We start from the raw sequence: 13,462 nt of genomic DNA on the forward strand, positions 1-13,462 counted from the left end.
TGGTGTCGTAAATGTTACAATAAATGTGTGGTGAGTGTTGCGTAAATGATTTTGTTTCTTGTTGCTTGAAATTATATGTGCTTGTGTATTAAGGGGATAAGAGGTGAGGTGAGTGTGTGGTATTCCTGGTTGGCACGCTGAATGCATTAGTTGTATTTGCCACTCAGTGGTTTAAATGACAACAGTTTTTTGGTAATCCCAATCAGGAGAAATCTCAATGATACGTTTATGTACGACTTTGGCAATTTGTCTCGCAGCTATGGTAATGGTCTCAGATCGAGCTGATGCCTCTGATTACAGAGTCATGACTGGTTCACCAGAAGTAAAGACTGCTTTTTTTCAACCACGTCCCGGTGGTGTTGTCGATGTGTTGGCTTCACCGTTTCGGGCGTTGAGGTCAACTGTCAGTTATCGAGGACGCCAGCAGGCCTATGCTCCGTATTATGGCCAATCGAATTATGGCCAATCGAATTATCGTAGTCCCAGCGGAACGACTTGTGTAAACGGTCGCTGTTACACAGGCAGCGGTTATGGCAGCTCATGTGTGAATGGGAACTGTCCAACAGGTTCCTGTGCTACCGGCAATTGTGCTACCGGATCCTGTACGACTGGTAACTGCAGAACCGGCTATCAAAATGGAAATTGTCCAGGCGGTAATTGTGGTGTATCTCGTTACCAGACACTTCCTTTTCAGACTTATACGGGGTATCGGGGAGCGGGGCAGTGTAGTGTTCAAGGGTATCCTTCTTACCGTCCGGTAAGCCAGCCTGTTTATAGGTCTTCTGTACCTTCGCGAACCAATTCAATCCGCAATGATCCTTTCTTCCCTTAAGCTGAAAGTAGGACTTTTACGAATCCAGGTTCCTTAAAACAGGATTGACAATGCGTTTATGCAAACACTGAGCTACTGGGCAGTTCCGGTAGCTCAGTTTTGTTATTTTGGGGAAATTGATCTGGGTAAAGTTGTTTTACTTGATACACTAGTTAAAAGTCTCAGCTAAATTGTGAGTAAACTCAGAGTTGGTTGAATAAAATACAAAACGATTGTTATCACGATGTTATCTTTATGCTTCGGCCGATTTTCAGGATCTAACTTTGAACAGAAAAAAGGATGATTATTCACGGAACGGGACGTCGAAGAATAGAAACAGGGATATATTGTTAGTTAATAAATGTCAGATGGATCCTGGAGCTTTTCAGGATTGTCTGTTGAAATATTAGAGATAAAATTACTGTATTGAAACGAAAGTTCTGATTTCTTTTTTTGTCGCTCAGGAGAAGATTGCTTAATTTTCACACAATTAGTTCGATGCAGTAATTGTGAGGAACAGGTTTTTTAATGGGTCGCGAATTGGTACACTCTCTCAGCTCCCCGATTCACTCGATGCACACATTTTCCTACGGAGCAATTCCGCAGGACAACGGGGTGCTCTTTTCTGTTTACAGCCGCTCAGCAACATCGATGTGGTTGTTGCTTTATAATCATGTCGATGATTTAGAGCCGTCTGAAATCATTAAGTTCAATCAAGAGTATGGTCGTCTGGGCGATATCTGGACGGCGTTCATCTCTGGAATCGGTCCCGGTCAACTCTATCACTTTCAGGCGGATGGTCCGTTTCAACCAGAAGTTGGACATCGTTTTGATAAACGAGCCCGTTTGATCGACCCCTATGCCAAAGCGCTGGCTGGAAACTTCCAATCTTCGCTCGATGGTATCGTTCGCCCGCCGAGGTGTGTCGTCGTAGATGACCAGTTTGACTGGCAAGGCGACCGTCATGTCCGGCATCATCTGGCAGATACCGTTGTGTATGAAATGCACGTGCGCGGTTTCACCAATTCACCATCCAGTGGTGTGGAAAACCCCGGAACGTATTTGGGTGTGATTGAAAAAATTCCCTATCTGATTGACCTGGGAGTGACTGCCGTTGAGTTAATGCCGATTCATGAGTTCCCCATGAATGAAGCCGATGGTTCGTTTACGGATCATCAAAATTATTGGGGTTATGAAACACTGGCGTTCTTTGCGCCTCATCGCGGCTATGCAAAAGGCTCGGAACCTGGAGCTCAGGTGCGCGAGTTCAAGCAAATGGTGCGGGCTTTACATGAAGCAGGCATCGAAGTCATCCTGGATGTGGTGTTCAATCATACGGCAGAAGGAAATGAGAATGGCCCCACGCTTTCATTTCGTGGATTAGAAAATCAGGTCTATTATCATTTAGAGCAGGGGGGGAAGTACTATAAAAACTATTCGGGGTGTGGTAACGCCATTAACGGAAATCATCCCGTTGTACGGGAGATGATCTTCCATTGTCTGCGTTATTGGACCTGCAACTACCATATTGACGGCTTCCGTTTTGACCTGGCATCGATTTTAAGTCGTGACCGAAGTGGGAAGCTTGTTCCCAACCCGCCACTGGTAGAAGCGATCGCGGAAGATCCGCTATTGGCAGATACCAAGCTGATTGCAGAGGCTTGGGATGCAGCCGGCGCTTATCAAGTCGGTTCATTTTCTCACATGCGCTGGGCTGAGTGGAATGGTCGCTACCGCGATGATATCCGTAAGTTCTGGCGCGGCGATACTTCCACATTGGGAGATTATGCGACGCGCCTTTCAGGGTCGAGTGACCTCTATCAGGACACAGGCCGAGAGCCATTTCATGGGGTGAATTTTATTACTGCCCACGATGGTTTTACGATGAATGACATTGTGAGTTATGAACATAAGCATAATTATGCCAACCGTGAAGACAATCGGGATGGCGAAAACAACAATATCAGCATGAATTTCGGTGTCGAAGGTCCGACGGATGATCCCGCGATTATTGCGATGCGCGAACGCCAGATTAAGAATTATCTGGCGACTCTATTTTTGAGTCAGGGCGTTCCCATGCTGCTTTCCGGTGATGAATGCCGCCGCACACAGCGCGGAAACAATAATACCTATTGCCAGGATAACTCGATTTCCTGGTTTGACTGGTCATTGGTCGAGAAGTACAGCGGTCTCTATCGGTTCTGTAAGGAGTTGATTCATTTCCGCCTGTGTGAGCCGACATTGCGACAACGGACTTTCCTGACAGGGCAATCAGATGGCGTGGAGAAACTTGCCGACATCAGTTGGTTCAATGTGATGGGGCACCCCGTCGATTGGGCTCACGATCATAACTGTATGTTATGTATTCTCGGCGCAAAGCATACTTCGCGTCGAGTACGTGATGGGTCCGACTTGATGATTCTGGTCAATTCATCCCCTGATGCCCAGGCGTTTGAGTTGCCGTTCGGTATTAAGCCGAAGGAGTGGCATTTGACCATCGATACGTCTGCCCGTTCACCGTTGGATATCTTTCCGAAGCGAGATGGAACGAACTTGTATCCTCGTGTCGCAGTTCTGCCGGCACGGTCATTGCGTTGTTATGTGCGACGATCTACCCGTCGGTAAGATCCGAGTTCATCCCAATAGTTGCATGATGACAATGATGATTCCCAGTGGAATGCACCAGTACGCGAAATAATGCAATTTGCCTTTCTCAAGCCAGCGGACCAGCAGCCACAAGGCAAGTAGTCCTACTAGCGCTGAAATCATCGCCCCTGCAGCCAATAGGCTCAGGGGCGTGCTCAGATGCTGGTTAGAAAGAATATCTCCCAGTTCGAGAATCGTTGCACCAGAGATAGCGGGGATGGCCAGCAAGAAGGAAAAGGTGGCCGCGGACTGTCTTGACATTCCGGTAAGCAGGCCCGCGACGATCGTGCTGCCGCTACGGGAAATACCCGGAAGAATTGCGATGGCTTGCGCAAAACCAATCAGCAAAGCCTGCTTAAAGGTAATCTGCGTGTAGCTTTGATCCTTCTGGGGAATCCGGGGAATCATCAGCAGGAATAAGCCCGTCACGGGCAGCATGCAACCCGCTAGTAGAGGACTTTCCAGCATATGCTCGGCATATTTTTTTGCCGTGAGTCCAATCACCACGACAGGTAGCGTTCCGACAATCAACAGTGGAATCACTCTGCGGTCCTGGCTTAACAACCGTAAGATTGTTCTACGATAAAAAATCAGGATGGAGAGCAAGGTGCCCGCATGCAGCACGATGTTGACGTCTGTCTGGTCGGCTTGAATATCCAGCAGGCTTTCGGCGATCACCAAATGTCCCGACGAGCTGATGGGAAGAAACTCACTGATTCCCTGAATGATGGACAAAAGGATCATTTTTAGCCAGGTCATGAGTCAGTCTTTTTCTGGTAAAAGGAGAGTGATGTAAGTGTCTCTCTTTTAAAGGCTTATGGTTAATTTGTTGGCAAGAGTCTCGGTAAGAACCCTTAGCAGGATATTCAAAGGACTCTATAACGAGGAATTAGAATCTTGTCAATTTGAGTCAACTTTGACGGTTGAACGGGTTGGTGTGAGACGCTATCGTAGTGAAGAATTGTAAATAACATTTGGAAATGTCTTTTTCACAATTGTAATGGAACAGAATGAATACACTAATACCAGTAACTTTGGTGCTGTCGCTTTCGCTGGCACCGATGAAGACTGTGGAAGTCCCCAAACTACCTGAGAACGTAGTTAACTTGTTCAGAATCGAACAGGATGTTTCCCGACATCAAATTCTACTGTTTACCGCCAGTTGGTGTCCGGCTTGTGTGCAGTTGAAGGATAATGAGTTCCCTGCATTGAAAGCAAAGAACTGGGAAATTGGTGCGAAGAAATCGAGTCATATTCGTGTGGTCGATGTCGATCAGCATCAGGGGCTATCAGATAAATATAATGTGCAATCCTTACCGACGTTGGTTTTGATAATCGATGGTAAAGAAGTGAACCGCTCGGGTGCCCTCAATGCTTATAGCATTGCTGAGATGTTCTATAATCGTAAATAAGCTGATTGCGATTATAGATGTGAAGCTTTACGAGCCGGCACCTGTTGTCGGCTCTGTGACTTTCCAGGCTCCCAGGATTTTGGATGAGGCAATTTCGTTGCGCAACTGATGCACTTCGCCTCCCATTCGCTCCAGAGAATGCTGCATTGAATAAACCTGCTGGCATTCCTGTTCCAGATGTGGAAACAGTCCATGAGCTAATTTCGCTTGTGCAAGATCATCTGACAGTTGATAGATTTCCTGTGAGAGTCCCCGTTTCAGTTTCCGGGTAAACATCATCACCAGAAAGCCTGACCAGATCAGGAAAATGACGCCGGCGGTCACATAAAAATCAATCGGCAGGATGTGGGATTCGTTCTGAAATGAATCATAGAAGAAGTTTTTCCCAATCCGTAGCAGGGCATAAACCACCAGAGAAAGAAAGAGTGTTTCATAGAGGGCCCGAGTGAACCAGCCCGAATTTTTATGTGCCAGTCGGTTGATGATGCCATCAATTTTGGAGCCCGCATCATTCAGAAACTGTTCTTCGACGTGTGCAGCTTCTGTCTGGATTTTCTCGAGGGAGCCGGAGAGGTGATCCTGGTGTGTCACTAGACCTGCTGACTGAACGTAGCCATCGATGAGTAATTGAGATTCTCTGAGTTTGTTGTCATCCAGGCCGAACGAGCCAATTCGTTTCAGGCGATCTTCGGCGGACTGTGCTTGATTTCGCTCGCCAATCCAGCGCACGCCCTGAAGGGCACCAATCAATGCAACCTGGGCAGAATTTCTTGCCCGGAACAGGCTGGCGGAGGCGATCAGATTTCCTAAACCATTGTAGAGGCGGAGCATTGCCGAAAAGGGGCTGAAGCCCCAGGAATCGGAAACGCAGGAGATTAATCGTCGTTCCCAGAGGTTGCGGCTGACTAACAGTTCTGTCCGGAGTTCCTGCGACATCTGCGCAGTCAGCGCGAGATGCTGTTGTTTCAGGAATGTTTCCAATTCGCGCACTGCAGGCAGGGCGGAATCAATTTTATGAGAACAGTGGTCGATGGCATTCTGAATTAATTCCAGCAGATTGGCGCGGCGGACCTGCAGGCGTTCTGATTTCCCCAGTTGCGTGCTTAGGATCTCCTTTAAACTGGCGAACTCTTTTTCCAGCGGTCGATCTGCCAGTTGGTCTTCCAGAGCCTTGACCGAATCGACGAAAAATATTTCCGGCACCTCAAATTGCTGTGAAAGTAAATCTCTCCAGTCTTCGCGAATGTCTTCATCCAGGCCGGCGTGTGTTTGCACGAAAATTAAACGTCGCCCGACAGCCGCTTCTTTCAGCTCTTCGGAAACGCGCGCCGATCGATATTTTTGTTGTGTAGATGTATAGAGCAGAATATCACACAAGGGGACAATATGTTGCAAGCGGGTCAGGTTGCTTTCGATTTCGGTGGCTTCAGACGTGTCGGGGTCGGGGCAGTCGATCAGAATAATATTACGAAGTTGGTCGAGATTTTTCTGTTCGACATGAAACTGACTCAGATCCAAGCCCAGCCGATCAAGGTCGGTTTCGGGATGGGCAATGAGCACTGGTTCCATTGTGGTGGGACGTTGTCTGCCCGATGTAGTGCAATACGAACCAATCAGCGCATTCACCAGACTGCTTTTTCCGGTTCCGGTCCCGCCGAAGGTAGCAATCACCAGTGGTGATTCCAAACGCACGCGCAGCATGTCCAGCCGGGGAAGTAGCTGCTGAATCACCGCCTGGCACTGTTGGGCGGTTTTCCAATTGGTTGACTGCTCACTCCACCGTTTGAGTTGCTGGATTAAACGATCTACCGTTGCCAGCATTTCAATTTGGGCTAATTCCGATGTAGGCATTCGGGACTGATTTCCTGTCATAAGTACTTCTGTCTGGGCTGAGAATGGTTTACTGATTCTGATATTCTCAACAATGACTGAAAAGTACGATCTGTTTTATAGTGAGATCCGTAGTTGGCTGAGCTGCTCTTCTAACATTGAGACTGAGTTTTGAACGGACTGAAAATCCTCGGAGTCCGGCAGGTTTACCGCTGATTTTAGTTCTTCCGGAAGTGTTTTCAATAAATGTTCTCGAATCGCTGTGGCCAGCCATTCAGTTCGTTTCTGGGCAAAGACGGCGTGGAATCTTCGAAATTTCGCTTCGAGGTATCCAGCACCGCTTGCGGCCGTACTACTGACGGCTGTCTCTCCCACGGTGGTTGTCACGGCGCCTCCTGCGACATCGCCGCTGACATTGACGACCGACTGTATCATCGTGTCTGTGACAATTTGCGTCCCGACATCGCCGACAGCACCAAAACCAACAAAAAACAGGCCCACGCTTAATGCGGGACGTGCCACCGCTGCAATTTGGTCGAGCTGCTTCAGGAACGTGTAATATTGGGGGCTATCGCTTTTGAAAAACGTCATTTCACTGTCGATCAGTTCTTCGAGTTGTGCTGTGAAATCGAAGCTGGCGTGTTCCTCATGCAGAATCCTTAACAGTACCTCGCGCGAGGTACCATTTAAGATTGATTTCAGTCGATTGGTTAAGAGCTCGTTTCCGAGTTCACTCACCAGAGTCAGGCGGTCATAAATTCCTTCGACGGTTTGTAAAACGACAGACCATTCCTGCTCCCGGTAGATCTCCATCGGGGGGCGCTTCTCATCTGTTGTGAGAGATTTGATGTAGCGCACAGGCCAGAGAACTCCCTTGCCGATCGTGTTATAAAAACCATGGACCTGAGCCGACCAGCCTTCGCGTTGTTCTTGCCACCACTGGCGAACAGCAGACACAATGACAGTGTTTGGTACCAGCGGCCAGTTTTCAATTTCCGCCAGTTCCTGTTCGGAGAGTAATTCCGATGCTGAGCGGAATTCGTTGCTGCGTCGCTTGATTTCCTGGAGGTAGCTGGGAACTCCCGTGTCGGGTTCAATCAGATAATGCAGGGCGCCTTTTAATGTTCGTACTTTGATCTCACCGAACTGCATTTGTGATAGAACCTGCATTAAATTGGCAGGTGTGTTTGCAGGAGGGGCCTCCGAATTGATTTCAGACGTGGTTTCGGGGGACACTGGTTCAAATGAGCGGGGGTAAATCGGGAGCTGTAAGCTGTTCGCGGCCTGGCGGTCATTCGGGGCGATGAAGACCAGTTCGGGGTGAACTCCGGTTTCCTGACAGAAGGTGTTTAGCCAGAGAGGCCAATATTGTTCATCGTCCGGGAGCTGGCACTGGTTGAAGATGGTGATGATGACTTTGTCTTCCCGCGCTGCTTCACGGAAAAATTGTTTTACTGCGGCGTCATTGTATTTTTGTTGCGTTAGTACCGTGACCAGAACATCCGCCGATTGCCGGATGCGTTCCGCGCGTTCCCAATTGACTTCCGCATCACTGTCGATGTCGGGAGTATCCAGTACGAGCAGGTTCGAAGCCAGGGTTTCGCTGTGCTTCCAGAAGAGCAAGTGTTGCTCGTCCTGTTTCAGCGGATCTTCTGGGGAAGACCATTGGATCAGCTGGAAGCCTTGAAAAATTTGAACCAAATCGTGTGTTTGTTCAAAATTATGGGGAACCAGACAGACGGGGTGTCTTGTCTGAGATGCCAGGGGGCTGATGGCACTGGTTTGCTGATTCACCAGATGGTTGAAAACGACACTTTTTCCGATATTAGTGCCACCCACGACGGCGACGACCAGATACAGATTGTCGTCGAGTTGAGGGATCAATTTTCGTTCTAAGATATCAAACCATTCACGACCTCTGAGTCCGGCCAGATCAAGCTGGTTTGTATGCTGTTCGAGCGCACGCAGATTGTCTCTGAGCTGGTGAATGATTTTTGAGAATTCGTGAAGTGTAGATGACATATTTCACTGAAATTGGGAGTAATGAAGTTACAATGTCAGATTCGTATCGGCGTGTCGTTTCTTGAGCGAATCGACGAAATTCGAGTATATCGATTCATTCCATTCAGGATGAGCCCAATTGATCTGTTCTGGGACTTCAAATTCGATTCAATTCAATGAATTAACGGTCGCAAGGTTTGACGGGCGTAATTAACTCCGATAGGATCCATCCAGCCGCACTTTTGAGTGTTTTTCGCTTGAAATGCGCCCAGCGATTTTGTTGATCGCGTTCGACGCCTTCAGTAGTTAAGTCTATTGATTGTAATTATTTAAGAACGTGGCCCTTAGAAGGTCATGTGCCCTTTCACAAAGAGGAGTTTGCAAATGTCAGATCTGGTAGTAAAAGATATTCTAGAGGCGGGTGTACATTACGGCCATAAAACGAGTCGTTGGAACCCCAAAATGCGTCCTTACATCTACGGACGTCGTAACCAGATTCATATTATTGACTTAAAAGAAACCGTACGTGGAATTATCCGCGGTAAACGTTACCTCGAACGTGTTTCATCTCAGGGAAGTCTGATTCTGTTTGTCGGCACCAAGAAGCAGGCACAGGGACCAATCAAAGAAGCGGCCACTGCTAGTGGCATGCCTTATGTGACCGAACGCTGGTTGGGTGGTGTTTTGACCAACTTCCGTACTGTGCGTAATCGTCTGAAGCGACTGGAAGAACTGGAAGCCTTGGAAGAGACTGGCGAAATCAATTCTTATTCCAAAAAGATGCAATCCACTCTGCAGCGTGAAAAGCGAAAAGTCTTCCGCAACCTGAACGGGATTCGTACGATGAACCGTTTGCCAGAAGCTTTGGTGGTTGTTGATCCGACTAAAGAAAAGAACGCCGTCCATGAAGCACATATCCTGGGCATCAAGGTTGTCGGTCTGATCGATACAGACTCTGATCCCGACGAAGTGGATCTGCCGATTCCAGGAAATGACGACAGTATCCGTTCAATTCGTCTGGTTATGAATCAGCTGGCATCTGCCATTCTTGCAGGAAAAGGTCAGCTGCCTGATACTGGTAAAAAAGATGAAGGTAGTGATAGCGGAGAAGAAGAACACAAGCCAGTTCCTTCACTGTAAGCCATTCGTCAAAACATATATTAGTGATAACCGTGATGTCTGCTGACAGGGGATGATTCTCAGGTCAGCAGACTCGCGTTGAAACATAACAATCAAATTGGATTATCATTTCAAAGCAATTCATCTCGAAATTGCTTTAAAAGGAGATTAGTGAGATGGCTGAAATTACAGCGGCAGCCGTGAAAGCGTTACGTGAGCTTACTGACTTACCCATGATGGCTTGTAAAAAAGCATTACAACAGGCAGATGGGGATCAGGAGAAAGCAATTGATATTCTGCGTGAAGAAGCTGGCAAAATCCAGTTGAAGCGTAGCGATAACGCCACCACAGAGGGCCGGATTGTAGTACTTTCGAACGATGATGGGGCACAGACAGTCATGCTGGAAATGGTCTGTGAATCAGCACCCGTTGCCAGTGGGGAAGATCTGGTCAGCTTTTCGGATACCTGTGCTGCACTACTTCTTGCCAATCCTGGAGTCAATACGGTGGAAGAGTTACTGGCACTTCCTTCCGAAAAGTCTCCCGGAAGAACAATCAACGATGATTTCATGGACATGCTTAACAAGATCCGTGAAAAGATCGTCGTTTCACGCATTGCTCGTTCAGAAGGCCCTACCGGCGGCTATGTTCATCACGATGGTAAAACAGGCGTCTTGTTTCAGGCTGCAGGAAGTACAGCCAATACAGAATTGCTGAGAGGTGTAGCGATGCATATCGCCGCTTTGAAACCAGCCGCCGTCAATGAATCTCAGCTCGATCCTGCAGTAATTCAAGAAGAGCGGGATCGTCTGGTTGCCGAAGCGAAAGCGACTGGCAAGCCGGATAACATCATTGAGAAGATTGTTGATGGCCGGATGAAAACGTTCTTTGTTGAACAGGGCGTATTGGTTTATCAGCCGTTCGCTGTTGATGATTCTAAGACTGTCAGCCAGGCTTTGGCCGAAAAAGGGCTGGAAGCGGTTTCGTTCACTCGTTGGACGATTGGCGAATAATCATTTTAAGCTAGAGACGCATGCGTGCTATTGGCGCGCGTGCGTTTTTTTATATTCAGAACATTTCATTCTCATACTTTATTAAAACCTTCCTGATATTGAGGCTTCCACGGATGACTAATTCTCCCGCCCCTTTGCTTAAGCCTGCTTTTCAGCGTGTTCTGCTCAAGTTGAGTGGAGAAGTCTTTTGTCGTGACGGGGAAGGCGGCATCAGTATGTCTGAACTGGAATCGATTTCCGCTCAGATCAAGCGCGTTGTCGATTCGGGAGTTCAACTGGCGATTGTCTGCGGTGGTGGAAACATTCTGCGAGGTAAGCAGTTCTCTTCTTCAAGCGGCGCGATCAATCCGGCGACAGCCCATTATATGGGAATGCTGGCGACGGTAATTAACGGTCTGGCGCTGCAGGATGCTCTGGAAATGGCGGGGGTCCCAACGCGTTTACAGACGGCCATTCGCATGGAAGGCGTTGCCGAACCCTTTATTCGCAGGCGTTGTATCCGGCATCTGGAAAAAGGACGTGTTGTGATTCTGGCTGCGGGAACCGGGAGTCCTTTCGTGACCACCGATACCGCGGCTGCATTACGCTCCCGTGAGATTGACGCCGATATTCTGTTGAAAGCGACAAAGGTGGACGGCATCTATTCTGATGATCCAGAGAAAAACCCACATGCCGTGCGGTTTTCTGAGATCAGCTACCAGGATGTCCTGCATAAGAATTTGCAGGTCATGGATGCGCAGGCGTTGCACCATTGTATGGAGCATGGCATTCCCATTCTGGTATTTAATTTCCGCAAAGTGGGCAATATCGAAAAAGCGGTTGCCGGCGAAAATATCGGAACGCGTGTGCTGCCGAAGGTTGAGTCTCAGGCTTAGTCCGGGCCATACGCAGAGCGGGCTCTCTTGCTTAACAGGGCTTGCTTAACAGGGGATGTCACAGACGGCAGTCTGCGCCCCTTTATTTCTTGCGTAAGATAAACACGACGTCTTCTGTCTGAGCATCGATTTCAATCGTGAAGTCCATTTCGTACATGAAATCGTAGAGTTCCACTAATTCCAGTTCAGGAACTTTCGCCAGCAGTGCATCGAACTGGGACGCGGTGTAAGTTCTGTAGTCCATCGTGTCAAACAGCTGGAACTGACGGGTTGGTGTATAGACATCAAACGTCATCTCGAGATGTTCGTTGCGTTTTTTAAGATCAGTCGAGATCGATTGCATATGCGAGTTGATCGCAAGATTGCCTCTGCGTGCGGACCAGCTTTCACTCTGCATCGGTTCGCCTTTCGTTGGCGTCAGGTGCAGTCCCAGAACGTAAAGTCCACCAGGTGCGAGCGCGTCGGCCACACACTTCAAGTGGTTCTCTGCAGCTTTCTCTGAAGCGAGGTGTCGAAAGCTGTTAATGGTGTTGAATGCCGCATCAACGGGTTTTTTGAGTTTGAAGTCGGACATATCGCCGATGACAGCCGACCTGGAAAAGCCCGCCCGTTCCAGGCGATCATTGCAGTAATTGATGGCGTTTTCATTCAGATCGTTGCCGGCCACTTTATAGCCAGCCTGTGCCAGTTTGATCAACAGCCGCCCGGTACCACAGGCGGGTTCAAAGATGCGTTTTACTTTTCTGGTAGCGTGTTTTTCAAAACAGTTTTGTAAGAAGTCAAATTCAGCCTTCCAGTCATCACCAAAAATCAGATCATAATATTTCGGATAATCGTAGAGGTGTCCTTTGATCGTTTCCATTTTTCTTTCTAACTGTCTGGTGTCGTATCGATATTATTGATCGAACTGGGTTGTTGTCATACGCATTCTCTGACTGCGAAAACGCTCATTAAAAAAGCCTTGTGCAGATGTTATATCCTGCACAAGGCTGATGTTCAACTCGAAGCATGTTTGGCAATTTTGACCTGCCTGTTTATTTGGGAAAAATCGAGGTCAGGCTGGTTGGCTTTTCTTTGGTATCACCTTGGCAATGTACAAAGTCAATCGAGGGATTGTTGCCCAGTCCAAGATAGATCGAGATCGAATAGGTCTTGAAAAACCCTTTCCAGGTATACTGTTTCATTTGTTTGCAAATATGTGTGTACTTATCCGCCGGACGGGTTTGAACAGTGGGGGAGCCCACGACATATTGGTCAATATCCGAAATTCGCAGGTCCTTGTTGACCTCGAGTAATTCATCCTTCATGCTTTGCAGGGCAAATCCGGTTTCATTGGCATAGGTCTGTGCGTAAAAATCAACCATTGCCAGGCAAAAGATGATCGTACCTAATATCCAGACAGATATTTTGATAACAGCCTGATAGTTCTTTTTTGCAGAAACGGTCTTAGAAGGATAGGCGGAACGCGCTTCGGGAGCGTCGATTGTAATGCTAGACATTGATGAGCCTTTCTTGGTGTCCTACTAAAGGTGGGTGTAGGAAAGGGGTGGGAAATTAAGGCGTTTGATTGTTCATTCAGGTGGGATAATCAAAAGCTGGTGGGATGTTACCTCCTGTGTGTGAAGTCAACAAAGTTAACAAGTTAATATTTCGAGAATCGGCCAACTTTTTCAGTCAGCTCTTACTTGGTGGGTTTCTTGCTTATTCAGCAGGTGGGACAAGATTCTATGTTATGGGAATCAATGGTGATTTGGC

10 protein-coding genes are annotated in these 13,462 nt (G+C 47.8%); 5 read left to right on the forward strand and 5 right to left on the reverse strand.

Annotation, left to right across the window (positions count from 1 at the left end; translation table 11 throughout):
* Window positions 1–1,339: 1,339 nt before the first annotated feature.
* The gene (glgX, locus tag AAC022_RS06425; protein ID WP_339729182.1) at window positions 1,340–3,436 is read left to right on the forward strand and encodes a glycogen debranching protein GlgX; all 2,097 of its coding nucleotides are present in this window, start codon (window positions 1,340–1,342) and stop codon (window positions 3,434–3,436) included.
* 9 nt (window positions 3,437–3,445) lie between these two features.
* On the opposite strand, the gene AAC022_RS06430 is transcribed toward glgX, so the two are convergent.
* On the reverse strand, window positions 3,446–4,216 hold the full coding sequence (locus AAC022_RS06430; protein ID WP_339729185.1) for an undecaprenyl-diphosphate phosphatase: 771 nt from the start codon (window positions 4,214–4,216) through the stop codon (window positions 3,446–3,448).
* Window positions 4,217–4,467: 251 nt separating this feature from the next.
* Here AAC022_RS06430 and AAC022_RS06435 point away from each other — a divergent pair, with 251 nt between their 5' ends.
* On the forward strand, window positions 4,468–4,869 hold the full coding sequence (locus tag AAC022_RS06435) for a thioredoxin family protein (RefSeq protein ID WP_339729188.1): 402 nt from the start codon (window positions 4,468–4,470) through the stop codon (window positions 4,867–4,869).
* A 27-nt stretch (window positions 4,870–4,896) separates the two neighbouring features.
* Here AAC022_RS06435 and AAC022_RS06440 read toward each other — a convergent pair whose 3' ends face one another.
* On the reverse strand, window positions 4,897–6,720 hold the full coding sequence (locus AAC022_RS06440) for a GTPase domain-containing protein (protein WP_339729190.1): 1,824 nt from the start codon (window positions 6,718–6,720) through the stop codon (window positions 4,897–4,899).
* A 96-nt stretch (window positions 6,721–6,816) separates the two neighbouring features.
* On the reverse strand, window positions 6,817–8,721 hold the full coding sequence (locus tag AAC022_RS06445; protein WP_339729192.1) for a GTPase: 1,905 nt from the start codon (window positions 8,719–8,721) through the stop codon (window positions 6,817–6,819).
* Window positions 8,722–9,084: 363 nt separating this feature from the next.
* Between AAC022_RS06445 and rpsB the strand changes: the two genes are divergently transcribed.
* The 3 genes from rpsB to pyrH all read left to right on the forward strand — a co-directional run bounded on the left by rpsB (window position 9,085) and on the right by pyrH (window position 11,707).
* The gene (rpsB, locus tag AAC022_RS06450; protein ID WP_339729193.1) at window positions 9,085–9,840 is read left to right on the forward strand and encodes a 30S ribosomal protein S2; all 756 of its coding nucleotides are present in this window, start codon (window positions 9,085–9,087) and stop codon (window positions 9,838–9,840) included.
* 155 nt (window positions 9,841–9,995) lie between these two features.
* Complete coding sequence (gene tsf / locus AAC022_RS06455) at window positions 9,996–10,832, forward strand: translation elongation factor Ts (protein WP_339729195.1); 837 nt, start codon at window positions 9,996–9,998, stop codon at window positions 10,830–10,832.
* Window positions 10,833–10,945: 113 nt separating this feature from the next.
* Window positions 10,946–11,707, forward strand: coding sequence for a UMP kinase (gene pyrH / locus AAC022_RS06460; protein WP_339729198.1), 762 nt, complete (start codon window positions 10,946–10,948; stop codon window positions 11,705–11,707).
* 82 nt (window positions 11,708–11,789) lie between these two features.
* Here the strand turns inward: pyrH and AAC022_RS06465 are convergent, their stop codons facing one another.
* Entirely contained in the window at window positions 11,790–12,569 is a 780-nt protein-coding gene (locus AAC022_RS06465) for a class I SAM-dependent methyltransferase (protein WP_339729200.1), read from the reverse strand.
* Between the two features lie 172 nt (window positions 12,570–12,741).
* A complete protein-coding gene (locus AAC022_RS06470) occupies window positions 12,742–13,206 on the reverse strand; it encodes a hypothetical protein (protein ID WP_339729202.1) in 465 nt (154 codons plus the stop codon).
* Window positions 13,207–13,462: the final 256 nt, after the last annotated feature.

This window comes from uncultured Gimesia sp., assembly GCF_963976445.1.
Classification (GTDB): Bacteria; Planctomycetota; Planctomycetia; order Planctomycetales; family Planctomycetaceae; genus Gimesia.

What these genes read in the sequence shown, in the direction of transcription:
- AAC022_RS06470 (WP_339729202.1), bottom strand. Translation starts at nt 13,206, where the DNA reads ATGTCTAGCATTACAATCGACGCTCCCGAAGCGCGTTCCGCCTATCCT.
- glgX (WP_339729182.1), top strand. Translation starts at nt 1,340, where the DNA reads ATGGGTCGCGAATTGGTACACTCTCTCAGCTCCCCGATTCACTCGATG.
- rpsB (WP_339729193.1), top strand. Translation starts at nt 9,085, where the DNA reads ATGTCAGATCTGGTAGTAAAAGATATTCTAGAGGCGGGTGTACATTAC.
- AAC022_RS06440 (WP_339729190.1), bottom strand. Translation starts at nt 6,720, where the DNA reads ATGCCTACATCGGAATTAGCCCAAATTGAAATGCTGGCAACGGTAGAT.
- AAC022_RS06435 (WP_339729188.1), top strand. Translation starts at nt 4,468, where the DNA reads ATGAATACACTAATACCAGTAACTTTGGTGCTGTCGCTTTCGCTGGCA.
- pyrH (WP_339729198.1), top strand. Translation starts at nt 10,946, where the DNA reads ATGACTAATTCTCCCGCCCCTTTGCTTAAGCCTGCTTTTCAGCGTGTT.
- AAC022_RS06465 (WP_339729200.1), bottom strand. Translation starts at nt 12,569, where the DNA reads ATGGAAACGATCAAAGGACACCTCTACGATTATCCGAAATATTATGAT.
- AAC022_RS06445 (WP_339729192.1), bottom strand. Translation starts at nt 8,721, where the DNA reads ATGTCATCTACACTTCACGAATTCTCAAAAATCATTCACCAGCTCAGA.
- AAC022_RS06430 (WP_339729185.1), bottom strand. Translation starts at nt 4,216, where the DNA reads ATGACCTGGCTAAAAATGATCCTTTTGTCCATCATTCAGGGAATCAGT.
- tsf (WP_339729195.1), top strand. Translation starts at nt 9,996, where the DNA reads ATGGCTGAAATTACAGCGGCAGCCGTGAAAGCGTTACGTGAGCTTACT.